General features: G+C 58.9%; 21 protein-coding genes and 1 tRNA gene. 14 read left to right on the top strand and 8 right to left on the bottom strand.

Annotated elements, in window-relative coordinates; genetic code table 11:
* Nucleotides 1-14: 14 nt before the first annotated feature.
* On the bottom strand, nt 15-542 hold the full coding sequence (locus tag HF945_RS04370; protein WP_290524533.1) for a hypothetical protein: 528 nt from the start codon (nt 540-542) through the stop codon (nt 15-17).
* Nucleotides 543-788: 246 nt separating this feature from the next.
* Between HF945_RS04370 and HF945_RS04365 the strand changes: the two genes are divergently transcribed.
* From HF945_RS04365 to HF945_RS04320, 10 genes are all read left to right on the top strand, one after another.
* Nucleotides 789-1,352 (top strand): sigma-70 family RNA polymerase sigma factor, encoded by a 564-nt coding sequence (locus HF945_RS04365; RefSeq protein ID WP_290524532.1) that lies wholly within the window; start codon nt 789-791, stop codon nt 1,350-1,352.
* The gene (locus tag HF945_RS04360) at nt 1,349-2,332 is read left to right on the top strand and encodes a FecR domain-containing protein (RefSeq protein WP_290524531.1); all 984 of its coding nucleotides are present in this window, start codon (nt 1,349-1,351) and stop codon (nt 2,330-2,332) included. Before HF945_RS04365 ends, HF945_RS04360 begins: the two co-directional genes overlap by 4 nt.
* Before the next feature lie 200 nt (nt 2,333-2,532).
* Nucleotides 2,533-4,758 (top strand): TonB-dependent receptor, encoded by a 2,226-nt coding sequence (locus tag HF945_RS04355; protein WP_290524530.1) that lies wholly within the window; start codon nt 2,533-2,535, stop codon nt 4,756-4,758.
* A 206-nt stretch (nt 4,759-4,964) separates the two neighbouring features.
* Entirely contained in the window at nt 4,965-6,557 is a 1,593-nt protein-coding gene (locus HF945_RS04350; protein WP_290524529.1) for a PepSY-associated TM helix domain-containing protein, read from the top strand.
* Entirely contained in the window at nt 6,554-6,868 is a 315-nt protein-coding gene (locus tag HF945_RS04345) for a hypothetical protein (protein ID WP_290524528.1), read from the top strand. The genes HF945_RS04350 and HF945_RS04345 overlap by 4 nt, the downstream gene beginning before the upstream one ends.
* Nucleotides 6,865-7,692 (top strand): DUF3325 domain-containing protein, encoded by an 828-nt coding sequence (locus HF945_RS04340; protein ID WP_290524527.1) that lies wholly within the window; start codon nt 6,865-6,867, stop codon nt 7,690-7,692. The genes HF945_RS04345 and HF945_RS04340 overlap by 4 nt, the downstream gene beginning before the upstream one ends.
* Nucleotides 7,689-8,024, top strand: coding sequence for a hypothetical protein (locus HF945_RS04335; RefSeq protein WP_290524526.1), 336 nt, complete (start codon nt 7,689-7,691; stop codon nt 8,022-8,024). Before HF945_RS04340 ends, HF945_RS04335 begins: the two co-directional genes overlap by 4 nt.
* A 227-nt stretch (nt 8,025-8,251) precedes the next feature.
* A complete protein-coding gene (locus tag HF945_RS04330) occupies nt 8,252-9,292 on the top strand; it encodes an AraC family transcriptional regulator (RefSeq protein WP_290524525.1) in 1,041 nt (346 codons plus the stop codon).
* Between the two features lie 653 nt (nt 9,293-9,945).
* Nucleotides 9,946-11,580 (top strand): parallel beta-helix domain-containing protein, encoded by a 1,635-nt coding sequence (locus HF945_RS04325; RefSeq protein ID WP_290524524.1) that lies wholly within the window; start codon nt 9,946-9,948, stop codon nt 11,578-11,580.
* A gap of 88 nt (nt 11,581-11,668) precedes the next feature.
* Nucleotides 11,669-12,961 carry an SO2930 family diheme c-type cytochrome gene (locus tag HF945_RS04320; RefSeq protein WP_290524523.1) on the top strand — a complete coding sequence of 431 codons (1,293 nt, stop codon included), beginning with the start codon at nt 11,669-11,671 and terminating at the stop codon, nt 12,959-12,961.
* Nucleotides 12,962-13,042: 81 nt separating this feature from the next.
* On the opposite strand, the gene HF945_RS04315 is transcribed toward HF945_RS04320, so the two are convergent.
* Nucleotides 13,043-14,026 carry a transposase gene (locus HF945_RS04315; protein ID WP_290524522.1) on the bottom strand — a complete coding sequence of 328 codons (984 nt, stop codon included), beginning with the start codon at nt 14,024-14,026 and terminating at the stop codon, nt 13,043-13,045.
* A 230-nt stretch (nt 14,027-14,256) separates the two neighbouring features.
* Here HF945_RS04315 and mutS point away from each other — a divergent pair, with 230 nt between their 5' ends.
* The gene (mutS, locus tag HF945_RS04310) at nt 14,257-16,809 is read left to right on the top strand and encodes a DNA mismatch repair protein MutS (RefSeq protein WP_290525389.1); all 2,553 of its coding nucleotides are present in this window, start codon (nt 14,257-14,259) and stop codon (nt 16,807-16,809) included.
* Nucleotides 16,810-17,101: 292 nt separating this feature from the next.
* Nucleotides 17,102-17,437, top strand: a complete 336-nt coding sequence (fdxA, locus tag HF945_RS04305; RefSeq protein WP_290524521.1) for a ferredoxin FdxA — start codon at nt 17,102-17,104, stop codon at nt 17,435-17,437.
* A gap of 633 nt (nt 17,438-18,070) precedes the next feature.
* Here the strand turns inward: fdxA and HF945_RS04300 are convergent.
* The 4 genes from HF945_RS04300 to arsS all read right to left on the bottom strand — a co-directional run bounded on the left by HF945_RS04300 (nt 18,071) and on the right by arsS (nt 20,813).
* Complete coding sequence (locus tag HF945_RS04300) at nt 18,071-18,415, bottom strand: Hpt domain-containing protein (protein WP_290524520.1); 345 nt, start codon at nt 18,413-18,415, stop codon at nt 18,071-18,073.
* Between the two features lie 111 nt (nt 18,416-18,526).
* Nucleotides 18,527-19,174 (bottom strand): TIGR04282 family arsenosugar biosynthesis glycosyltransferase, encoded by a 648-nt coding sequence (locus HF945_RS04295; RefSeq protein ID WP_290524519.1) that lies wholly within the window; start codon nt 19,172-19,174, stop codon nt 18,527-18,529.
* Between the two features lie 11 nt (nt 19,175-19,185).
* Nucleotides 19,186-19,860, bottom strand: a complete 675-nt coding sequence (locus HF945_RS04290) for a TIGR04283 family arsenosugar biosynthesis glycosyltransferase (protein WP_290524518.1) — start codon at nt 19,858-19,860, stop codon at nt 19,186-19,188.
* Nucleotides 19,857-20,813, bottom strand: coding sequence for an arsenosugar biosynthesis radical SAM (seleno)protein ArsS (gene arsS / locus HF945_RS04285; RefSeq protein ID WP_290524517.1), 957 nt, complete (start codon nt 20,811-20,813; stop codon nt 19,857-19,859). The genes HF945_RS04290 and arsS overlap by 4 nt, the downstream gene beginning before the upstream one ends.
* A 667-nt stretch (nt 20,814-21,480) precedes the next feature.
* Here arsS and HF945_RS04280 point away from each other — a divergent pair.
* Both HF945_RS04280 and HF945_RS04275 read left to right on the top strand, forming a co-directional pair.
* A tRNA-Arg gene (locus HF945_RS04280) sits at nt 21,481-21,557 on the top strand.
* A 116-nt stretch (nt 21,558-21,673) separates the two neighbouring features.
* On the top strand, nt 21,674-21,850 hold the full coding sequence (locus HF945_RS04275; protein WP_290524516.1) for a PLDc N-terminal domain-containing protein: 177 nt from the start codon (nt 21,674-21,676) through the stop codon (nt 21,848-21,850).
* On the opposite strand, the gene HF945_RS04270 is transcribed toward HF945_RS04275, so the two are convergent.
* The gene (locus HF945_RS04270; RefSeq protein ID WP_290524515.1) at nt 21,819-22,541 is read right to left on the bottom strand and encodes an START domain-containing protein; all 723 of its coding nucleotides are present in this window, start codon (nt 22,539-22,541) and stop codon (nt 21,819-21,821) included. The genes HF945_RS04275 and HF945_RS04270 overlap by 32 nt on opposite strands.
* A 143-nt stretch (nt 22,542-22,684) precedes the next feature.
* A complete protein-coding gene (locus HF945_RS04265; RefSeq protein ID WP_290524514.1) occupies nt 22,685-24,130 on the bottom strand; it encodes a phospholipase D-like domain-containing protein in 1,446 nt (481 codons plus the stop codon).
* Between the last annotated feature and the right edge of the window lie 199 nt (nt 24,131-24,329).

The following is a 24,329-nucleotide window of genomic DNA, read 5'->3' as shown; positions in this document are numbered from 1 at the left end:
ACCGCATACAACAGCTAGAAGATATTCACTCGGGTCATGTAATCCACCTTCCTGGCACTGGCCCGCTCCAGCGGCCCTTCGGTGCCCGGTGCCGTGGTCCGCCGACCCTGTTTTTCCGCCATTTCGCTGGACGGGCATTCCATGGCGAGGCCACACAAATCTTTGTCATTCAAATAACGCACCGCTTCAAGGAAGCTGTATTTCTTTTCTTTGTAGATAATACGCAAGTCTTCAATCTTGCCGGTTTGATTAGGCAGGATCACAAAGCGCCCTTTCTCCAAAATATCGAAGATGAATTCCCGGTAGGGCGCCACCCCTGGGGTGATGGTGAACAGCTTGTCGTTGTATTGCTTGTCGTACTTATCCTTGGAATAGGCATTCACGTAATCCCCATAGACCCGGATGGAGATAATGCCCTGGTCACCGTAATAAGGATTACGGATCATCAAGCCCTCTTTGACCTTGAATATCTGATCATAGGCCTCCGCCTGGACGGCCAGAACGAGCAGCATTGCTGCGACTGACCGGATTAAAATAGTCATCTTGCGCTCCCTTATGCTCACGGTGATCCCCCGCCGGGACAGGGTAACAAAACGGTGGCCATAAGGTGGTATTTCGAAGAGCAGGGATGCACGGGCCAGTACGGTTACCCCGACATTGCCCAGGGCCTGTGTGGTTAGCCGTAAAGCCGGAACAGAAGCACCCACCAAAACGATCATTGTAATAATAACCATTCCCATTTAGACTTGACCGCTCATTATTTGGGCAACGACGCTGGGGGCGCGATCATGTCCGGGGCAACCACAGGGGATTCCCTGTCCGTAGAAACGCTATATAGCGAATACCATGGCTGGTTGCATCAGGTGCTGCGCCGCCGGCTGGGCAATGCGGATGATGCCGCGGACCTGGCCCACGATGCCTTTATCCGGCTGTTGACCAAACCCCGTTATCTCAGCCACCACACTGCCCGCGCCTACCTTAGCCGAATGGCCCGGGGCCTGTGTGTGGATCTGTGGCGACGCCGTGAAATCGAGCAAGCGTGGCTGGACACCCTGGCCAGCCACCCGGAGCAGGAAACCCCTTCCGCCGAGCAACAGACCGCCGCACTGGAGGCTCTGATGGCAGTGGATGCCATGCTGCAACGCCTGCCCGAGCCCGTTGCCGATGCCTTTCTGCAGTCCATGGTCCACGGCCTCACCGGTCGCGAAATTGCCCAGCGGCTGAATGTCACCGAACGTACGGTGCGCAATTATCTGTCCAAAGCCATGCTCGCCTGCCTGCGCCTGCAGGCACGCCTGGAGGGCGACACCCCGGCCCCCCCCGCCAGTGACAACCTGCGTGGCTCCTCATGACCGGGCAAGCCACAATTGATCATCGGGTGCTCTGCGATGCCGCCGACTGGTTTGCGCTGCTTCGCTCCGGCGAAGCCGCCCCGGAAGACAATCAACGCTGGCAACACTGGCTGAACCAGCACCCGGATCATCTCCGGGGCTGGCAGTTGGTGGAGCGTATCGAGCAGCAGTTCAGTGCCGCCACCGGCGATCACCCACAGCATACGGAAGCCACTCTCCAGCGGGTTCGCCAGAGCCGCCAGCAACGGCGTCATGTGCTCAAGGGACTGGGCGCACTTGCCGTTACCCTCGGACTGGGCTGGACCAGCTGGCGACATACTCCCCTGCCGCAGCTGGCGGCCAGCTGGCAGGCACAATGTCGCACCGGCACCGGAGAGATTCGCCAATGGACCCTGGCGGATGGCACCCGGCTCTGGCTGAATACCGATTCCGCCGTGAATACCGTCATGGATGGCCCACAGCGCCAGATCCAGTTACTCCACGGCGAAATCCTCATAGAGACAGGGAACGACCCGCGCCCCATGGTGGTGTTCACCGCCGGTGGCGAACTGCGCCCGCTGGGTACACGGTTTTCCGTTCGCCATGGCAAAGCGCAAACGCTTCTGTCGGTATTCGAGGGGGCCGTTGAAATCACCACCCTCGGCCAGCAACGCGCTGTGGTAAAGCGACTCCAGCAGGCACACTTCTCCCGCAATGCCATCGCGCCCATATCCAGTATCCGCAACACGCAGCAGGCCTGGCACAAAAAGCGTTTCATCGCAGAGGACATTCGATTGTCGGATCTCATCGAGGAACTGGGCCGCTATCAACATGGCCACATTCAGGTCTCTCCCCGGGTGGCGAACCTGAGGGTCTTCGGCGGCTTTCCTCTCGATCGTCCCGAGCAAGCCTGGAGCATGCTGGAAAACGCCCTGCCGATCCGTATTCACCAGCCTCTCCCCTGGTGGACCAGCATCGAACCGCTGCCGGCAACCCCGTAGGGCGGAAAGGGCCGCGAGCCCATCTCCGCCTGAACGCCTACATTGACTGACGCCAGCGCTAAAGCAAATGCCCGTCACGGACCCAACAACACAAATAACCTGAAAAAAGTTTTCCGCTTTCAGTCGCCTTGTTCGATATGTCAGTAAAACCCGTCACAAGGATGCGCCGGGAACATCCCATACTGACAAGAGGAGATAACGTGAAACGTTTTCAACCTAGCCATGGCGCCATGCGCGCCCTGACACTGAGCCTGGCCATGGGCCTGAGCCTGCCACTGACTCTGCCGCTGACCGCCCATGCCGAAGAATCCGCTGGCGCACAGCAATACAACATTCCGGCCGGTCCGCTGAACACCGTGCTCACCCAATTCTCCAGTGCGTCTGGCGTGCTCATCGCCGGTGACCTGCAGCTGGCAGCGGGCAGACAGAGCCCCGGTCTCCAGGGAAGCTATGATGCCGAAGAAGGCCTGACGCGCATTCTCTCGGGCACCGGTCTTTCCGCCACTCGCCAACCTGACGGCTCTTTTGCCTTGAGCGGCGCAGACAGCAATGCCAGCAACACCCTTGACCCGGTCACCGTCAGCGTCAGTCAGCGCAGTGCGCAAGATACGCTGGATTACGATTTCACCGACATCACCCGACTCCAGCCCCAGGACAGCAAGGACCTGTTCAAGAACGAAGCATCCGTGTCCGTTGGCGGCTCCATTCCTGTGAACGAGAAAATCTATGTTCGCGGCGTGGAAGAAACCGCCATGCTGGTCACCGTGGATGGTGCGCGCCAGAACAACAAGGTATTCCACCACAACGCCACCACCCTGATTGACCCTTCCCTGTTCAAGTCTGTGAGCGCATCCGCCGGTGTTGCCGCCGCCGATGATGGCCCGGGCGCACTGGGGGGTGCCCTGAAATTCGAGACGGTCGATGTGGCCGACCTGCTGGCCCCCGGTGATGATCTGGGTGGTTTCCTGCATGGACGGTATGCCTCCAACGGCGACGCACTGACCACCGCAGGTTCCCTTTTTGGCCGCAGCAATGGCTTTGAAGCCCTGGGCTACGTGAAAAAAGTGGACGGGGACAATTATGAAGATGGCAATGGCGACGAGGTGAACTTCACCGAACCCGCCCTGCTCAGCGGTCTGGCCAAACTGGCCTATGAGAATGACGACATGGGGCGCATCGAACTGAGCCACGAACAGGTCAACGATGACTCCCAGCGCCCGTACCGAGCCAACTTTTCCGGCCTGACCGCCGGGCGACCGGTGCCGGATTCCCGCAATTATGATCTCACCCGCAAGAACTCCGTGCTCGGCTACAGTCGGCTTACCGGCAGCGGCCTGTGGAACCCGGAAGTGACAGTAGCCAACAACGAAACCGAGCTGAAAACCACTGAAAATCCTCTGGCGGCACCAACCACTACAGTGGTCTACACCGGCATCACTGAAAGCACCTCTGCCACGGCAAAGAATACCTTTCACACCGGCTTCGTGGATATCACTGCCGGCCTGGATTATTACGATGACAGTGCCGTTTTCAAATATGCCGGCGACCCGGATCTGGAAGAGAGCGCAGAAAACACCGGCGCCTTCGTCCAGTTTCGCCAGACGCTGTTCCAGCGCCTGGACCTGTCCTACGGCCTGCGCTATGACCAGCAAGACTTCATCGGCACCGATGAATCCAGCCACGAAGACGAAGGCGCCAGCTCCAATGTGTTCGCCGAATTCCACTTTAACGAGCACTTCGCCATCAACGGCGGCTACGCCGATGTCTGGGGCGGCACCGCACTGGCGGAAAACTTCATCCTCAATGGCGCCTGGGTTTACGGCGACATGATGCCCGTCAAGGCCCACAACCACACCGTCGGCTTCAAGGCCAACTGGAACGGTTTCTTTGCCTCCGCCAACCAATTCGAAACCGGTATTCGTGATGCCCGGGTACCGACCTGGGGTGGCGGTCCTGACCTGTACTCGGACTTCGACATTGACGGCTTTGACGCCACCGTGGGCTACCGCGCGTCACTGGGTCGTTTCGCGGTGACCTATGCGGATATCGAATCGGAAAAAGATGATGAGGTGGCTTCCTCCTACGACGGCAATTACTTCACTGTCCCGCTCGGCGAACAGATTGCCCTCAATGGCGAGCTGTACTGGCCCAACAGTCAATGGGCCTTGGGCCTGAACGCGGAAATCGCGCTTGAAAATGACGCGCTGGAAGCCGAAGGACTGGGGGAAAAACAGGAAAGCTACACCGTCGTGGACGTCTATGTGGATTACAGCCCCATCGACGCCCTGTCACTGCGTCTCTCTGTCGATAACATCAATGATGAGGAATACACCGACCGCGCCAGCTACGGGCAAGAGTTCCCCACCGTGGAAACCCTGCTGGAGCCTGGCCGCTCCATCAACATGGATGTGCGCTACAACTTCTGATCACCTGCGCCGTGATCAAAAGAACGAGAAAGGGTTTCACCTTTTCCCTTTCTCGTTCGTCTTTATTCATGAGGGCATATAAAAACGCCGCCAGCCCTCCGGCAAGCTCCTTCCCATGCAACGCCCCGACCTGGATCGGGGCGCTTTTTTGTTTTCGGGAAGCCCAAACACAGGTTTCATAACGGTAACAGGTGGCACGATACACGATGAAAGAAGGTTTCCGACAAAGCATGGCCTGGCTGCACACCTGGACCGGACTGGTCGTAGGCTGGGTGTTGTTCTTCATCTTTGTGACCGGCACCGCAGGGTATTTCCATTTTGAAATCACCCGCTGGATGGAACCGGAACGACCGTTGGTAGAGGCCCTGCCAACCAGCGACCGTGACGCCATGATCTCGCTGGCGCTGGACCAGCTGGAACAGCGAGCCCCCCACGCCGCGCACTGGCAAATCAACCTGCCACATTACTCCCCGGTCAACCGCGGCTGGCAGAATTTTGAAATTCGTTGGGAAGATCTGCCCGAACCCGGCCATGACCACGGTGCCCGTGGCAACGCCACCCTCAATCCACTCACCGGTGAACATCAGGAAAGCACTCCGGTACGAGCCACCGGTGGCGGAGAGCTACTCTATGAAATGCACTACCGGCTGCACTACATGGACTTGCTGCTGGCTTATTATCTGGTGGGCATCTGCACCCTGCTGATGTTCATGGCCATCATCACCGGGGTCATTACCCACAAGAAGATTTTCAAGGATTTCTTCACGTTCCGCCCGGGCAAGGGGCAGAGAAGCTGGCTGGATGCCCACAACGTGATCAGCGTGATGGCCCTGCCTTTCTTCATCATGATCACCTACAGCGGCCTGGTGTTCTTCGACACTACCTACATGCCCGCCGGCATGGTCGCCCTGTATGGAGCGGACCGGGAAAGCCGCGACCGATACTTCGACGACCTCTACGCAGAGAACCATGATCACCAGGCCGCCTCACGGCCGCAGGCACCCCTTGCCCCCATGCTCGCTAGCGCTGACCGGGCCTGGGGAGAGCAACAAATCCAGTCCGTCTTTATCCAGCATGATACCGGCGAGAGTCCACGGGTGGAGATCCAGCGCATCCATATTGATCGGCTACGCTGGTACGACGGCGAAAAACTGGCCTTTGACGCCACCACCGGTGAGGCCTTGCCCACGGGCCCCTATGGCACAATGACTTCCCGCACCCGGCAAGTCATCACCGCCCTGCACGAAGGCCGCTTTGCCGGCCCCTGGCTGCGCTGGCTGTATTTTGCTGCGGGCCTGCTGGGCTGTGCCATGATCGCCACCGGTCTGGTGTTGTGGACCGTAAAACGTCGAAAACAGCAGACCCTTCCGGGGGACCACAGCATCAACATGCGGCTGATAGAAGCCCTCAACGTGGCCACTATCGCTGGCTTGCCACTGGGGATTGCTGGCTACTTCTGGGCCAACCGCCTGCTGCCAGTGGATCTGGCCGAGCGCGCCAATTGGGAAGCCAATGTGCTGTTTCTGTTGTGGGGCGAAGCCTTCCTCTACGCCTGCTTCCGGGATATCCGCAAGGCCTGGGTGGAAATTCTCTGGCTGGCCGCAGCCGCCTTTGCGCTGATCCCGCTACTCAACCTGATCACCACCGACAAGCACCTGGGCATGACGCTCCCCGCCGGCGAGTGGGTACTGGCCGGCTTTGATCTGACCATGCTGGGCCTGGGAGCCGCCTTTGCCTGGATGGCCATCAAGGTGCGACGACGCTGGCTCACCAACAATCGTCGGGAGGCATCGGTATGAGCGCCCTGCGTAACCGTCTATTCAGTGACAGCGCCCGCTACCGATGGGCCGTTTTCGCTCGGGTTGTGGCCGCCTTTGTCGGTGGCTATATGCTTTCATCGATGGTGTTGCTGTTGCTGTCGCTGACCTTGCCCCTGCCACAAGCCGAAGCCATTGCTACCGGCACCATGCTCGGTTTTATCCTGTATGCGCTGATCATCATCTGGGCTTTCAGCATCAAACGGCTACGCACCGTGTGGCTGGGCCTATTGATCGGCAGTCTGGCGTGTGCACCGTTGATCCTTTGGCTGATGCCGGAAGGTGGCGCATGACCCTGTTAAATTTGACGCTATTTCTGATCACCTTTGCCGGTTTTACCTGCCTGGCACTGGCCATGCCCCGGCACAGTAAACATCTGTTGCAACGCTCTCTTTCACCGCAGGCCACCCGTCTTGCCAAAATAACAGGCTGGGCCCTGCTTGGTGTCGCACTGATCCTTGCCGCGGTGCAATGGCGTTTCAGCATTGGGGTTGTCACCTGGTTCGGCTGGCTATCCCTGGCCGGGGTTGCGCTGGTGTTTGCCCTGCCCCGCTGGCCCTGGCAACCGGTGAAACCCCAGCGCCCGGCGCGAAAAAAAGCCGCTGGGATAACGCGCATTCCACTGGCCACCGAACCGGTACCGGCCAGCCCGGCGAAAATCGCCATGGCCCTGGCCGTCATTGCCCTGCCGCTGACCGTATTCGCCTGGCAACTGGCCGGCACCGGGCAGAAGCCGTTGCTGCGCGACGATGCCCTGACCGGTGATATCGGCCCCTGGACCTTCGTGATCGCCGAAAAGGATCAGGGAGCACCGGAAATTGTGGCCCTGGAGGTGCCCCTGAAACAGTTCGTGATCCGCTTCTGCGAACGCTGTCAGGGCGAAATTCGCCAGGCCTTTCTCAAGGTACGCGAACCGCGCAGCACTACCGCCGCGGGTAATGCCTTCTTTGGTCGCGGTGAGGAAAAGGCCGTACAGATCCCCATTCCTGTGGCCGCCACCCTGAGCGATGGCCTGTGGCTGACAGTGGAAGGCAACGACGGCACTTTTCACCATCAGCCACTCTCCATAGAACGTCTGTCGCCGAGCCTGGCCACTTTTATCAAGGAGCGACCATGAAATTCGTCCCGCGGTTTTCCGCCCTGATTGTCACCCTGCTGCTGTGCGGTCCGGTGATCGCGCACACCCCGGTATGCCGCTGTGAACTCACCGGCTCAGACATCACCTGCACCGGCCAATTCCATGACGGCAGCGCCGCCAATGGCGTCGCCATGACGGTGCTGGACTACGACAACACTATCCTCAAGCACAGCAAGCTGGATGCGCACTCACGCCTCACCTTCCCCCAACCAACGCGCCCGTTTTACATCATCATGGATGCCGGGCCCGGCGAAATGTTTGAAGTGGACTGGAAAGATGTGCAGGGTCTGACGCCTTCAACCTACCCTTGAGAAACAGGCACTCCCCCGGCTTGATGCGTCTTTGACAGGGGCCGCCGCAAGACTGCCACGGCTGTTCTCCGACGGCGGAAGACCGCCAGTATGCAGCCAGCCCCGGAGGGAACTGTGCCCCAGTGCAAACGACAGGCTCACCGATTTCCCGGAAGCACGGAAAGATTATCCCCTTGTTTTGGTGCTATTCTGCTCACCCACAATAACCAATAACGCATTGAGTGAGCATGCAACTACTCACGGGCTTTAGTCTTGGCTGTCTTGCCGTTGTCTTTCTTGTTGTCCTGCGCGACTTCCGGCACTTGCTGGTGGGCAAGGTGTTTCTGTGGGTATTGCTTGCCGCTGCCGCCTTCGTCTCCAGCCGGGTAGCAGGACAGCAATACCAGTGGTTGCTGGGCGATATCATGACCACCCTGCCGGCAGCGTTCTGGCTCTTGTGCCTGCTGGCGTTCTCCCCCAGACCCCGGGCCAACCCGGTCTGGGTGGTACTGGCCCTGTATAGTTTCATCCCCCCGGCCCTGAGCAGACCGTTTGGTGGTGCAGATCCTGAAGCCGCCTGGTGGTTGCACTGGCTGGGCTTCAAGGTGCCCCAGTTCGCGGAATACATCCTCATTCTCAGTGGGCTATGGATCACCGCAGTGCATTGGCGCAATGACCTGGTTGAAGGGCGAAGGAAGCTCCGGTTCGCCCTGCTGGTGTCCGTGGGCGCCACCTTGCTGTGTGTCACCGTGTCACTCAACCATGGGCTGGATACCAGCAAGCTGGTTGCCGGCATGGTGGGCCTGGCCACCTTGCTGGTCGGGTTCCTTTTGCTCAAGGGGCAGGATGGCGTACTGCTGGACATGCAGTCAGTCGCTACCACACCGGGCAACAATGAGGCTCACCACGCATCGGCCATCGAGCAAACCGAGCCGGCCCCGGAGACGGACCCGAGCCATGAGATGGCGGAACAACTCAGGCAGCTCATGGAAGAGGAACACTTCTACCGGACCGAGAAGTTAACCCTGAAAAAGCTGGCCGAGCGGATGTCCCTTCCCGAATACCGGGTGCGGGCCATCATCAACGGTACGTTCAACTATCGCAACTTCAATGATTACGTGAACCAGATGCGCATTGAAGAAGCCTGTAACCGTCTGGTCACTGAACCGGACACCCCGATTCAGAATATTGCCCTGGATATCGGCTACCGCACGCTGAGCTCGTTCAACCGGGCCTTCAAGGAGCTCAAACAGCAAACCCCCACCGAGTATCGTCAGTCTCGCCAATAGGCTTGCCGACGTTTTGTCCTTGCGAGCCCGCTCCCAACCCCTCAGGCATCATACAAAGGGCGACATCGACCGACGTTAAACCCTCCCGTCACAAGCCCCAATTTGGGTGCTTCGCAACTTACCTGAATAACCCCGATCAGTTCCTCCCACCCTTTCCGCAGGAGCGTCGGTTATTCGCTCCGCTCACCCTTCGGGCCACCCTGCGGGCGTTCCTTCGCTACGCTCGGTGGCGGCGCGATAGCTGTTGATACCGATTTGCCACAAAGGCCACTGCGTTCAGGAAGAAAACCGGGGGGCTCTTTGAACCCTGCACTCTCCGCGATGAAAACGCTTTTGATCCTGGTATGGAATCGCGCCGCCAACGCAGCAATAGCCCACGCGCCTACCGAAGGCCTTTTTCTGGGCGCCACTCCCGCCGATCCGCGACAAAGCCTAATCCTCCAATAAAAACAGTCAGTTAAAGGATTTACTCAGTGGTTTTTTAACTTTTGCATGGTGCCTGTCACGTATTGCACATCGCTTTTCAGGTTTGCACAGCGCTTCTCGTTGGGGCTCTCTCCCCGGGTTCTATAGGTTGTTTTCCCTAGTACAAAATTCTTAGCGCCACCGAAGGCGCTCAGGATGGAAAAATAACGAGTCGGGAGAGAACCACCATGATGAAGAACCGGATGAGCCGCAAAGCGTTACCGGCATTTGCTGCCGGCGTGCTGTCCAGCTCGCTGTTGCTGACAGGCTGTATTGACGTTAACGAGGGTGACGAGATCACCCAGACAAAGAGCAGTCCCGATAGCGGTGGCAACACCGGAAACTCGGGCACGGTTGAAAGCTGTGACGCCGGCACCAGCACTTCCGGCTTCGCCTTCCCCTGTGACGCCATCTTTGTAGCACCGGACGCCGAGAGTGGCGACGATATCACCGAAGATCTGCTGGTTGCCCTGTTCGAGCTGCCGGAGAATGCGGTCGTGGTCCTGCCCCGGGGTGAGTTTACCGTCTCTGAAACCATCACCGTTAACAGCGCCAGCGGCGTGGTCCTGACCGGCCATGGCATCAAGGAAACCAAGTTGGACTTCAGCGATTCCACCGGCGACGACTCCATCCGTTTTGAAGGCGGCTCTAACCTGACCATCCGCGATTTCGGCGTATATGAGTCTAACAAGAACGCCATCAAGGTCACCAATGCCAGCGGTGTGCATTTCGCCTATACCGCCACCGTCTGGGAAGGGCCCCTGGAATCCGACAATGGCGCCTATGGTTTGTACCCGCTGCAATCGCGCAATGTGCTGCTGGAACACAACTATGCCGCAGGCTCCGCGGATGCGGGCATCTATGTGGGGCAGTCCAGCGACGTGGTGATCCGTGACAATGTGGCGGTACGCAACGTGGCAGGTATCGAAGTGGAAAACACCCTGAATGCGGATGTGTATAACAACATGGCCACCGGCAATACCGCCGGCATTCTGGTTTTTGACCTGCCCGGCCTGACCAATGCCTATGGCGGCAATGTTCGTGTCTTCAATAACACCGCCTATGCGAACAACGCACCCAATGTGGGGGCCGGCGCGGTAGCCATTGCGCCTCCGGGCACCGGCATCCTGGTGTTCGCCACCAGTGACGTGGAAATCTTCAACAACGACATCACCGATAACGACACCACCGCGATCGCCATCGCCAGCTATCTGCTGGCAGACGATGACCTGGCCAACTACCCCGCCAAGTACGGACAGGCCATGACCAATGGCTGGACCCCGCTGGTGCGCAACGTCTACGCCCACAATAACTTTATCGCGCGTAACAGCACCAATCCGCAGGGCACGCTGTTGGTGGATATCATCAACGGCTATACCTCCCCGTATAACGCCAGCGGCATGGCCCAGGTGTTCCCGGCCATTCTCTATGATGGCGTGGGTGAACTGCTCGCCAACGCGGGGCAACTGACAGCGTTCCAGGACTTCATTCCTGCCGGCTCTCAAGCCGAAGCAGACGGCGTCAGCTATCAGCCCTACGGCGCGGAAGACCAGATCTGTGCCAATAACAATGTGAACGGCAACCCGGCCACCACCTACGACGACGTCAACACCGGCCAGGTTTTCGGCACCGATCCAATGAACCCGGCCAACTGGAATGCGGCGGGTACCGCCCCCGCACCCAGCTTGCTGATCGAGCCCATGATCGGCTCCTCGCTCCTGAACTGTGCACACAACCGTCTGCCCCCCGCCACCGTCAGCATCAACGGCGTGACCTATGGCTGCACGGGTGATGATCTGTCCGAAGCGGCATGTGCCCTCTAATCCGGTTGGCATGAGAACGAGGCGGACAGTGGTTCGCCTCTTCGTCATCACCATGCCGCAACGAGAATCGATTGAGTGAGTGGTTACCATGAACAACTCAACATTTAGCAAGCGTGCGCTCAGCAGCACGGTCTTTGCCCTGGCCCTGTCTGCGCTCAGCGCCTGCGACGTGGACATTGGCAAAGACGGGCTCACCATCAACAAGGATGACAGTGTCCGTTATGTGCCCGAAACAACCGACCCGTCCGAGCCCGCGGAAACCGCCGAGTGCGGTGGCACCACCTCCGGGGTGAACTGGGGGGCGTTACTCAACGAAAACTGTGCAAAGCTGTCGGATTACAATCTGTTTGCTGACCGCACCGACCCCACCCGCAACCCGAACGCCGGCGGAATTCCCTACGACCTGTCCACGCCGCTCTTCACGGACTATGCGAGCAAGTACCGGTTTGTATTCATTCCTGAAGGAGAGAAGGCCACCTACAGTGAACACGAAGCGTTCGAGTTTCCTGTGGGTACGGTGCTGGTGAAAACCTTTGCGATGCCGGCGGACACCGCCAACCGTGGCCAGAACGAAACCATCATTGAAACCCGTCTGCTGATTCATCGCGAAAATGGCTGGGTCGCCCGTCCTTACTACTGGGACACAGAAGCGGATGCCACCCTGGCCATCGCCGGCAAAAGCGTGGAGAACATGACCACGCTGCATAACGGTCAGACCCTCACCTTCACCTATGCAGTGCCGAAAGCCTCGTCCTGTACTTCCTGTCACTCCGTTGTGCCGTTGCTGCAAGGCTCGGAAGACCAACGTCAACCGATCTTCAAGCCCATTGGTCCAAAGGCCCGGTACCTGAACAAAGACTTCGACTATGAGGGATACAACAGGAACCAACTGGCTTACTGGGAAGAACAGGGCGTGCTGGAGGGTTTGCCCGAATCCATGAGCGAGGTGTCACAAGCGCCGCTCTTCAGCAACGCCCAGGACCCGGTACTGCTGACGCCGGAAGCCCTGCATGATGCCGCCAAGGCGTATCTGGACATCAACTGCGCCCACTGTCACCGCTCCGAGCTGACCCTGCCCGAGCCGCAGTACGCTGGCCCGGCTGGCAGCAGTGGTTTGCAGCTGGAATACAACCGCGAATATGCAGACGACCCAACCCGGTTCGGCGCTTGCAAGATTCCAGTTGCCGGTGGCAGCCCCGATTACCCCTTGGGCGATGTGGTCCCCGGCGCAGCAGAGGAGTCTTACCTGCTGTTCCGCATGAACACCACCGACCCACGGCACAAGATGCCGGAATTGGGCCGCAGTGTGATTCATCAAGAAGGCGTTGCCTTGATTCGCGAATGGATCAATCAATTGCCTGATGCGGCGTGTTCGCCGTGACACCCAAGAAAGGACGCGCTGCGCGCGTCCTTTTTCCTTTAGTCAGGGACACGCATAAATTTAATCAGCCAAAATAACAACTTACCATCCCGCCAGGCTTTGCCCCGCAATCCATTTGCGACCCGTCATCTGTGCGTACTCCTTCAGCTTATCCAACGCACCCAGTGCAATGGGCTGCCGTTGCTGTTTAGGCCTCATATGGGCTAACCATGCCTTCTCATCTATTCCCAAACGATCCAGCACTCCTGCCGCATGTGCGGAGATTGCGCCTCGCTTGTCATCACAAACAGCGCGCCCCGTACTGTCCACCAGCTCCAGATAATCCATCAGTCGGAAGCGGCACACCGTATCCTCATCCTCTGCCTCGGCATTACCGGCGTGGACCATGGGAAGAAGGGCGGGCCTTGCCTTGTTGTCGCCATCACCTTCGCTGATGGCTTCTGAACGCTGCTGGATAGACGTGTATTCGGACTCTTCAGGGGTGCCCGCCATATCAGCTCTTACAGGGTTCAGGTCCACATAGGCCATACACTGCAGAACTGCCTGTTCATCCAGCAACGCCTGACACTTGTAGCGACTTTCCCAGAAGCGCCCTTTGCAGCAATCCTCTTCATTAGCTCGTCTGGCCAGGTGCTCATTAAGGCACTTCATAAACCAGCCCATGTCGTAAAGCCGGTCACGCCACTGCCCAACGATTTCCTGGGCCTTGAGGGATTCCGCTGCTCCTGTCTCCTCTTTCAGCCAGCGCTTGACGATAAGAGGGCCGCAAAAAAGCTGCATCCAGCGCTCGGCCACTTCTCGATCCGACCAGGACAAGGCTTTCTGCCGATTGATACGAAGTACAAGGTGGTAGTGATTGGACATCACCGCATAGGCACACAGGTCGATGGCAAACACCTCAGCCAGCACCGCCAGGCGATCCACCACCCACTGGCGGCGATGCTCATAATCCTGACCGGAATAGTGATCCTTGCCACACAGAAAGGCCCGCCGCACACAGCGACAGATACAGTGGTAGAACGAAGTAGAGTCGAGTGATACCTGGGTATAACGAGCGCGAGTCATGGTCAGCCTCCTTGCTTATCCATGACCCAACAATACTGACCATAAAGACTGCCCGCCATCAGAAGCCTGCCATTCCATGTGTAGGATATTGTCTAATTTGTGGGTGTCCCCGATTAGAAGAGGAATGAACCATGAATCCCTCTTCCAATCCCTATATCATCCCTCCTTTGATTTCCGTCACTGATACCCCCGGAGGAAGCGTGAGCGCGGACCTGAGCCAACATACGCCGATGATGCAGCAATACCTGGCGATCAAGGCCGAGCACCCGGACCAGCTGGTGTTCTACCGCATGGGGGATTTCTATGAGCTGTTTTTCGGTGATGCGCAGAAGGCGGCCCGGCTGCTGGATATTACCCTAACCCAGCGCGGCCAGAGTGCCGGCAAGCCGATTCCCATGGCGGGCATTCCTTACCACGCCGCGGAAGGCTATCTGGCCCGGCTGGTGAAGCTGGGCGAATCCGTTGCCATTGCCGAGCAGATTGGTGACCCGGCGCTGGCCAAGGGACCGGTGGAACGCAATGTAGTGCGCATCGTTACTCCAGGCACGGTCAGTGACGAGGCGCTGCTGGAAGAGCGTCGCGACAACCTGCTGTGTGCTGTCTATGAGGACAAGGGGCTATATGGCTGTGCCAGCCTGGATGTGGCCGCCGGGCGTTTTGTGGTGACCCAGGTGCAAGGCGGCGAACAACTGCAGGCGCTGCTGGAGGGCTGGTCGCCCGCCGAGCTGCTTTACAGTGAAGCCAAGTCCCTGCCCGGCCGCTGGGCGGACAAGCCCGGCAGCCGCAAACGCCCGGACTGGGAGTTCGATGAGGAATCTGCCCGCCGTCAGTTGAGCCAGCAGTTCCAGGTACAGGATCTGGCCGGCTTTGGTGAACCCACACCGGTGGCGGTGGCCGCCGCAGGCGCCCTGCTCGGTTACGCCAAGGAAACCCAGCGCGGCGAACTGCCCCATGTGACCGGGCTGGTGGTGGAAAGCTTTGACGACACCGTGGCCATGGATGCGGCCACCCGCCGTAATCTGGAACTGACCGAAACCCTGGATGGCCAGGAGCAGCACACCCTGGCCTGGGTGCTGGACAGCACCAAAACCGCCATGGGCGCTCGCCAGCTGAAACGCTGGGTACACCAGCCCCTGCGCAACCGCACCACCCTCAACCAGCGCCAGGACCAGATTGAAGCCCTGCGCCAGGGCTGGTGTTTCGAGTCCACCCGCGATGTGCTCAACGACATCGGCGATATGGAACGGATCCTTGGTCGGGTGGCGCTGCGCTCTGCCCGCCCCCGCGATCTGACGCGCCTTCATGCCAGCCTCAATTCGCTGCCGGCATTGATTGGCACCCTGCCGGCCTCCGATGCCTTTTATGAGCTGATCGAACGCATCGGTCAGTTCCCGGAACAGGTTGAACTGCTGGGCGGGGCGGTGATCGAGAACCCGCCCATGCTGATCCGCGATGGCGGTGTGATTGCCCCCGGCTACAGCGCGGAGCTGGACGAGCTCCGCTCCATCAGCGAAAACGCCGGCCAGGTGCTGGTGGATATCGAGACCCGTGAGCGCGAGCGCACCGGCTTTTCCACCCTCAAGGTGAAATACAACAAGGTCCACGGCTATTACATCGAGCTGTCCCGCCGGGAAGCGGATGATGCGCCGGTGGATTATCAGCGTCGCCAGACCCTCAAAAATGCCGAACGGTTTATCACCCCCGAGCTGAAAGAGTTCGAAGACAAGGCGCTGTCGGCCTCCAGCAAGGCGCTGACCCTGGAGAAGCGTCTGTATGAAGCACTGCTGGAAAAAGTGGCCGCTGACCTGCACCCGTTGCAGCGCTGCGCCGCGGCCGTCGCCGAGCTGGATGTGCTGGCCGCCCTGGCCGAGCGAGCCGAAGCGCTAAACTGGGTGCGCCCGCAACTGGTCGATGAAGAAGCCATCATCGAGATCGTGGATGGCCGCCATCCGGTGGTGGAGCAGGTATTGGACGATGCCTTTGTGCCCAATAGTCTGCACCTGGACGATGCCCGCCGCATGGTGATCATTACCGGCCCGAACATGGGCGGTAAGTCCACCTATATGCGCCAGACCGCACTGATTGCCCTGCTCGCACATCTGGGCAGCTGCGTGCCCGCCGCCAGCGCCCGCATCGGCAACCTGGACCGCATCTTTACCCGCATCGGCTCCTCCGATGATCTGGCCGGTGGCCGCTCCACCTTCATGGTGGAAATGTCGGAAACCGCCAACATCCTCAACAACGCCACCGCCAAGAGCCTGGTGCTGATGGACGAGATCGGCCGCGGCACCAGCACCTTTGATGGCCTGAGCCTGGCCTGGGCCGCAGCAGAACATCTGGCCCGCAACCTGAAGGCCTTCACCCTGTTTGCCACCCACTATTTCGAGCTGACCCAGCTGCCGGAGCAGCTGCCCGGCATCTACAACGCCCATCTGACCGCCAGCGAACATGACAACCGTATCGTGTTTCTCCACCGGGTACAGGAAGGCCCCGCCAGCCGCAGCTATGGTCTGCAGGTGGCCCAGTTGGCCGGCGTGCCGGCGGGCGTGATCCAGCAGGCGGGCGAAAAGCTGCGTGAGCTGGAAACCGGGCAGAGCCTGACGGTAAACGATGCCCCACCCACGGCCATCCCCAACGCCAGCGCCCCGGCGACCGCGCCCGCACAGGCCAGCCTGTTCGCCGAGCCCAGTGCCGCCGAGCAAGCGCTGGCCGATCTGGATCCGGATGACCTGACGCCGAAGCAGGCGCTGGAGGCGCTGTACAAGCTCAAGGGGCTGGTTTAAAGGCGGTTTTACCACAGAGGGCACCGGTTTCGCTGCGCGAATCGCGGTGGAACCATCGCTCCTACGGTCGGGCAAGGCATTCAGGTCCGGAAAGGGGGCCTCTGTGCCCTCTGTGGTAAAAACGCCTTTGTCCTCTTCGGACTGTGCAAGCTATATCCTTATATCAAGTCTGCGTTTGCCTGCCTCAGGCCATGCCGCTAGACTAGCGCCACCCCAAGTGAGACCACATAAAAGCTGCTATAATCAGCGGCTTGATGCTGGACCAAGACATGACACCTGGCGAGGACAGGCTATGACGTTCGTAGTAGGTGAAAACTGCATTAACTGCAAACACACCGATTGTGTGGAAGTGTGCCCGGTAGACTGTTTCTACGAAGGCCCCAACTTCCTGGTAATCCACCCGGACGAGTGTATCGACTGTGCACTGTGTGAGCCGGAGTGCCCGGTGAACGCGATCTTCTCCGAGGATGAGCTGCCCGATGGCGAGCAGGAGTTCCTGGAGATCAACGCGGAACTGGCCGAAAAGTGGCCAAACATTACTGAAATGAAAGATGCACCGGACGATGCTGAAGAGTGGGACGGTGTTGCGAACAAACGCGAGAAGCTGGTTCGCGAGTGGGAAGGCTAACGCCTTCCTTCTGCCAGACAGCGCCATGCCCCAAGTGGCGCTGGCTTCTGCAGCACTTTCTGCAGACAAAATAAAAGGGCGGCATCCTGCCGCCCTTTTTGCGTCGAGTCATCCTGACCCTTTTGCGCTCACCGTGACTTCCGTGTCTTGCGTTCCCTGCTTGTCCCTGTGCTCTTGTCCCTAAGCACGATTCCACTATAGCAACGCATTTTTGGGATTTGGGTAAAAAAAAGATTAAAACTTTGATCAAAAAACGCCCTTTTCCGGTCAATGCCATACTTATCAATAAGTTAGCATAAAACCAGCGTTTGAAATCAGGGGAAATTGACAGGTATTTCCTACAGATTTGTAGGAAATATCTTACAAGGACGCGTGAAATAGCCTCCCGGGAAGGTGGAAGTCCTACCGTCTTGCTACATCCTGCCGGTAAAAGTGCGGCAAGTTATTACAAATCCTCACCGGTTTTTACAGCAGCCCGGCCTGCGAATCGATAGCATTATTCCCATGAGCTGAGGGTTACCCCAAGGCTCAACCAGTATCCCCCCAAGGCGCTAGAAATAGCGCTCACAACCCCCCTCTTCCACCCCACTTTTGGAAGAGGGTTTTTTTTGCCTGGTGTTTTGGCAGGCGGGTTCAGATTTCTCTCAACGCTTCGGACGCCTTGTCGAATGCCGTCTGCAGCGCCTCCAGAATCTCCGGCGCCTGATTCAGATCGCCCTCGACAGCCAGGGTCTCCATGGCCAGGCACAGGGCGCAGACCTGCAGCGCCCCCAGGTTGCTGCTGCTGCCCTTAAAGGAATGCGCCTGGGCCCGCAGCGTCTCTCGGTCCCGTGCTGACAGGGCCTGCTGAAGCGCCTGTAACCGCTGCTGGCCATCACGAATAAACGAGTCCACCAGCACAGAAAAATCATCGCCCATCACGTCTTTCAGCTCCGTGACGATGTCCGAATCGATAAGTTGTGTCTCTGAAACCGGCATAGCGCTTCCGTCATCCTTTACGGCTAGTTATTGTTTCACCTAAGAACTAAATCTTATGTGCATCAATTCCGATATTCGCACTTTGGAATGAGAAAGTGTGAAAGCAACGCTTCACCCGACCAACAGGCCTGCATTGATGGCCCGCGTCAGATCATCCGGCTCATCCACATCCCATAGCGCTGGCAGCATTGCCAGCCGGCGGGAGCGGGACTGCAATGACGACACGCTGTCTTTCAAGGCGTGCTCTGTACCCCATCTGACCCCGGAAAACGGATTCCGTTTCCATAACCCGGGACGCTGGCTCCCAAGCAGCACATAGCCACCATCCTCACTGGCGCCAAACACCACCTCTGCACCAGCCAGGGCCCGCAATGCCTGCTGAAAATACGCTCTGTCCAGCAACGGGCAATCACTGCCCACCAGCAGCACTCTGTCATGGCTCTGCAAGCCCTGATCCAGCGCAAACGCCATGCGTTGCCCCAGATCAGCCCCTTGTTGCACCCGGCATGTCCATCCTGAGCGACGGGCACGGGCCATCTGGTTCACATCAGGGCGGTCGATCCACAGTTCCACATCGCCGGGAAAGCGTTGCGCAGCCGCCAGCGTGCGCTCCAGCAACTGTCGGTACACCCGCAGCGCCCCGCGCTCGCCCACCGCCGGTATAAGGCGGGTTTTCACCTGTCCCGCGTACAGCGCCCGGGCAAAAACAATCAGCAAATCACGGTTGCGGCCACGCTGGGCCTTGTTCTGCTCAGCCATACAGGTCCTGCTCAGCCATAATAGTCCCGATGCAGGCTGGCCGGGTCCTCGCCACGCCAGTAGCGCCAACGTAGCCGCCACATCAGCCAGATGGTTTTCCAGGCGCCCTGTTTCTGCCACCGGCGGCTACTGGTCACCAGCACCGGTCGCAGACAGGCGGGGCGCCCCTGCTGGCGAAGGGCTGCGCTCAGCGCGATATCCTCCATCAGGGGCTGGTCGGCAAAACCTCCCTGTGCATCAAAGACATCACGGCGAACAAAGATGGCCTGGTCCCCGGTGGCAATACCAGTGAGCCGGGAACGAAGAGTGATCAGCCCGCCAATTACCTTAAACAGCAACCGGCTGCCGGACAAGCGCACATCGAAACGCCCCCACAACGCCCCTGAAGGTAACGTCTCCAGCGCATGTCGATGCTGAGGCAGCAGTTCCGTATCTGCATGAACGAACCACAGCCAAGTCCCTCGCGCCGCAGCGGCGCCGGCATTCATCTGTCTGGCGCGCCCGGCCGGCGACACCAGCAACCGGTCCGCCAGCCGCTCGGCAATATCAATGCTGCCATCCGTACTGCCGCCATCCACCACAATCAGCTCATCCCCCGCCCGGAGGGCGCGACGGATACTGGCCAGCACATCGGCAAGCTGGGGCGCCTCATTGCGAACCGGCACGATGACGCTGACCGATGTCACCCCAGCGCCCCACCACAGCTGCTCCCTGCGCCAGCAGTGCAGCCATAGCAGTGGTCAGCCACATAGATAGCCTCACCCTCCATGTCACGTTCCAGCAAGGAGGAAAGATGGCGATGGCTAGCGTGGTTCCCCTGGGGCATGTGCAGCATCTGGTTAAAATCGCAGTCATACAGATAACCGCGGTAATCCACACTGAGGGTACTGCGACACATGACCGCAGGCAGGGTCTCCCGGTTGAAGCTGTCTCTTAGCAACTGCATGTAGTCATTGAACTGCTCATGGGCCAACAATACGGCGCCAAACCGGCTGATGGGCATGTTGGTGATCGTCAGCAGGCCGTTGAAGCGCAGCCCGAACCGCTCATCCAGCTCACGTTTGTAATCCGCTTCCAGTGCCGCCTGGGGGGGCGGCAGGGAAGGCCCGGTGGGGTTATAGACCAGATCCAGGGTCAAGTGGTCCCCATACCCCAGCGCGTTAAGGCGGCGAATCGCCTCAATACTGCCCTGATACACCCCCTTGCCCCGCTGCTTGTTGACGTTGTCCTCAAGATAGCAGGGCAACGAGGCCACAATATGCACCGCTTGCTCGGCCAGGAACCCGGCCAGATCCTCATACCCTTCTTCAAGCAGCACGGTGAGATTGCAGCGATCGATGACTTCCACCCCCAGCTTGCGCGCTTCTGTGACCAGATAGCGGAAATGAGGATTCATTTCCGGTGCGCCGCCGGTGAGATCCAGTACCTGAATCCCCCGTTCACGAATGACCGCCAACACCAATTCCACGGTGTCCAGGTCCATCAATTCCGTGCGCGTCGGCCCGGCATTCACATGGCAGTGAACACAGCTGAGGTTGCACAGGTAACCGAGATTGACCTGCAAGATGGTAGTGGACTGTCTGCGCAGGGGAGGAAAATCCGTAGAACTGCGCACCAGAAGATCGTGGGTGTCCTGCATAGTTAACCTGTCATGAAATTTCCGCAATGCTACCAATTGGATGCGCAAATGTCGCAAAGGTTACGTGAAGGGGGAATTGAGCTATGAGCTATGAGCTATGAGCTATGAGCTATGAGTTTCGAGTTTCGAGTTTCGAGTTTCGAGTTTCGACAAGATTGTGCCCCCGAGACGGTAACAAGCATGCAGGGGCCCGGTGAGTCTGCAGGAGATTCAACTGACTGAACGACTGCTTACCCCCCTCTCGCATAAAAAATAACCGTCCGATTCCTGAAAACTGGCGCCACCGTTGAAAGTCCTTACAATCAACAGCCATGCCCCGGTAGCTCAGCTGGGTGAGTTCGGGGGGGCCAAAGCGTGCTTTGGCCGAACGAACGCGAAGCGGATACCGCCGCTTTGCCGGCGCCCGGAGGGCGAGCAAGCGCTGTAAAGAGACGCTTGCTCCCCGGAGACTGGCACCAACGATGAAACCCAGTACAATCTTTCGCTCTTTGCCCCGGTAGCTCAGCTGGGTGAGTTCGGGGGGGCCAAAGCGTGCTTTGGCCGAACGAACGCGAAGCGGATACCGCCGCTTTGCCGGCGCCCGGAGGGCGAGCAAGCGCTGTAAAGAGACGCTTGCTCCCCGGAGACTGGCACCAACGATGAAACCCAGTACAATCTTTCGCTCTTTGCCCCGGTAGCTCAGCTGGATAGAGCAAGCGCCTCCTAAGCGCTAGGTCGGATGTTCGAATCATCTCCGGGGCGCCACTTCCCCCTGACATTACGCCCCCGCTCCCCGGTAGTGCAGGTTTACCCTTTCTCTGCTCTGGTCTACATTGACGGGACCGACATTGATGGAACAACCACCTGACGGGAATGGACGCATGAAACTACTGGGACTGGTGCTGCTGGCTGCAGCGATCTATGCCATCGTGATGATTGTTCAATCTTCTGCGGAAACCATGGCCAAGGTGCTGTGGGTTGTGCTGATTCTGATTGTGCCACTGATCGGCCTGATCATCTGGGCCATTATGGGGCCGGGCTCTCCACTGAAGCGTTAGCCACGGAGGCCTCCTCCGCGTTCTTCCAGCTTTCCGGCACCCGGTAATAACCGGTATCCACGCCCTGGAAGCGGGGCTGGTTGATCACACGGCGCAAACGCTTGAGGGAAAAATAGGGAATGTCCCGCAGGATGATATTGGCAATCCAGGCAGGCACGGCACCGCCTGGATCCAGTATCACCTCAATGGTCACTTCCACCTCCCCGGGTGCCACCGGGGAAAAACGGTAATAGCCCTGCATCTGCGGCATGCGCACATACCCGCTCTGCTCAGGCATCCCGGGATTTAGCGCCATGGGCATGATCAAGTCATAGGAGTCTGGCTCCTGGTAGAAGGAAACGCGCAGGGGCGCGTCCCGGTCACTGACCGGCCACGGTAACTGAGTGGTGATGTAGACATCGCGCTTGTAGTGGGAGAAACGCTTCACATCGCGGATTTCCGACACCATGTGCATGAAACCTGCCACGGCATCGTAGTCATCCATCAGCACACCGATGGCCTTGAAGTCATCCACCGGCATCCGGGCGACGCCGCGAAAGGTTTTCAACCGGGTGCTTTTTTCATCCTGCCGATAGACCCGCACACCATCACGGTCAGTCACCAGGATCCATTCCGGTTCCGGGTCCGGTTGATTGGCGTGGGTGACAGGGCTCAGCGCCAGCATCAGCAATAGGGTCAGAAGTATTTTCATTATTTTTCCGGCACTCCTCGTGCACTCCCCAGGCGGGAAGAGAACCTGCACGCACTCTAGCGAGACTGCTTGTCCGGTGAAATACGGTAGCCGCCGTAGCGTGACACGGGCCACATTTATCATGGCAAAGTGCCATCGAACATTCAGAGATAGGGCTCCATCATGTGCGCCAGGGCATTGCGGACCCGGCGCCAAGGGGCAATTTGCCTGAATCCCTGCAGATCCATGGCGTACCCCGCCGCTATCCGGCTATCCACGAACCGGTCCACCCTCTCGGCGAGACTGTCACTGTAGCATTCCAGGTCGAATTCGAAATTCAGGCGCAGACTGCGCGCATCCCAGTTGCCGGAGCCCAGCATCACCCAGTGACCATCCACGGTCATCACCTTGCTGTGATCAAAAGGTGCTGCCGAAAGACACAGTTGCGCACCTTCCTGCACCAGCCAGTGCAGGGCGTGCATACTGGCCCAGTGCACCATTCGCAGGTTGTTCCGTCGTGGCACCACAATTTGCACTTCCACGCCTTTCAGGATGGCCAGCTGCAAGGTCGCCAACAAGGTCAGGTCCGGCACGAAATAGGGAGTGACAATGCGAATACGGCGCTCTGCACTGCCGATGGCCGCCAGCAGGGTCAGACGCCGCTTGTCGAAATCTGCATCCGGACCCGCACTGATACCCCGGGCCTGTACGTCGCCCACTTGGGCAGGGCCACGGTAGCTGGTCTCCAGCACTTCCCCGCAGGTAAAGACCCAATCGGCCGCAAAACTTCGCAACAGCTGGCCGACCACCGGCCCCTCAAGCCGAGCATGCAGATCCGTGGTGCGAGCCGGTTTGTGTAGATACCCTGCGCGGATATTCATCCCCCCGGTAAAGCCCAGGGAGCGATCCACGATCATGATCTTGCGGTGGTTGCGCAGGTTGATATAGGGCATGCGCCAGGGTGCCAGAGAGTACAGAAAGCGCTGTACCGGCACCCCGCTACGGCGCAGACGCCAAACCACTGACGGCAAGGAATAGTGAGCGCCCATGCCATCAATCAGCACCCTCACCTTGACGCCCCGTTTGACCGCAGCGGCCAGGGCATCCACCAGAGGCTTGCCGGCAGCGTCATTGCCAAAAATATAGGTCACCAGGTAGATGCTCTCACTGGCACCGTTAATCGCCTCCAGCATGGCCTGATAGGTCTGCGGCGCATCCAGTAATGCCAACTCGTTGCCATCCGTGAGCGGCAAATGAGTCAGGCGTCCTACCAGCCGGCTGAGCACCTGCAGGTGCGGCACCGTGGGCTCCGCTTCTGCGGCCACCCGCCAGCCATCATCAGTGTCGATCAGCCCGCCGGTGAGCTGTCGGGCGCGACGCTGGATACGGTTCACCCCCAACATGAAATACAGTACCGCGCCGACCACCGGCACCAGCCACACCAGCCCGGTCCAGGCCGCCGCCGCCCGCGCATCGCGCTTGTTCTGGGCCACATGGGCAGTCACATAGATCGCCAGGGAAAGACTGATGGCAGCGGCAATATAGGGCCAGAACGGCTCCAGCACTGCCAGTCCCTGCTCATAACGGCTTTTCCAGAATGTCAGATCCAACGGTTTTCAGCTCCGTGCCACTGGCAGCACTCATTGAAGTAGCCTTGTTAGATTAGCAATATGCAGCCAACATAGTACAACAAATGGAGAAGACCGATTTATTGAGCTGCAGACTGGCCGCAAAGAGTCCGCAAAATATAAACCGGCCCACTTTGCACTTTAAATTGCCTGCCACTACCATTAATTGATCATTCCAGAC

This window comes from Alcanivorax sp. (assembly GCF_017794965.1).
Taxonomy (GTDB): Bacteria; Pseudomonadota; Gammaproteobacteria; order Pseudomonadales; family Alcanivoracaceae; genus Alcanivorax.
Note: the sequence above shows the minus strand (reverse complement) of the source record. Positions and strands in the feature narration are given on the sequence as shown.